Annotated in this window: 1 protein-coding gene; it reads left to right on the top strand. The window is 72.3% G+C overall.

Going from position 1 to position 715, the window contains the following annotated elements; genetic code table 11:
* Nucleotides 1-63: 63 nt before the first annotated feature.
* Nucleotides 64-715, top strand: a 652-nt coding sequence (locus ETD96_RS44180) for a lytic polysaccharide monooxygenase auxiliary activity family 9 protein (RefSeq protein WP_138642404.1), incomplete at its 3' end; no start/stop codon positions are given.

Here is a 715-nt window from a genome sequence, read left to right as displayed (position 1 = left end):
CCTGACCCCCGCGTCCTTCCCCAACCGCCTCACGGCATCCCACCCCCACGGAGGAAGAAGCACATGAGATCGATCCGTCCCAGGGCCGCCGCGGTCGCGCTCGCCGTGCCGGCCGCGTCCGCGCTGGTCGTGCTCGGCGGCGCGACGGCCGCCAGCGCGCACGGCACGATGTCCGACCCGCCGAGCCGCGTCTACACCTGCTTCCTGGAGGACCCCGAGACCCCGCAGTCGGACGCGTGCAAGGCGGCGGTCGCGGCCAGCGGCACGCAGGCGTTCTACGACTGGAACGAGGTGTCGCTGCTGAACGCCGGCGGCCGCAGCCGGGAGATCATCCCGGACGGCCAGCTGTGCAGCGCGGGCCGGGCGAAGTTCCGCGGCCTCGACCTGCAGCGCGCCGACTGGCCCGCCACGCCGATGAAGGCCGGGCCGCAGACGATCACCTACCACGCGACCGCGCCGCACGCCGACAGCAACTTCGAGTTCTACATCACCCGCGAGGGCTGGGACCCGACGCAGCCGCTGCGCTGGGCCGACCTCGTCCCGCTGGCGTCATACACGCACGTGAACCCGACGACGTACACCAAGTGGACGCTCAACATCCCGCCGCGGACCGGCCGCCACGTCCTGTACTCGATCTGGCAGCGGGTCGCCTACAGCGACGAGGCGTTCTACACCTGCTCGGACGTCGACTTCGGCGGCACCGGCACCCCGACCC

This window comes from Actinomadura geliboluensis (assembly GCF_005889745.1).
In the GTDB taxonomy this organism is placed as follows: Bacteria; Actinomycetota; Actinomycetes; order Streptosporangiales; family Streptosporangiaceae; genus Spirillospora; species Spirillospora geliboluensis.
Note: the sequence above shows the minus strand (reverse complement) of the source record. Positions and strands in the feature narration are given on the sequence as shown.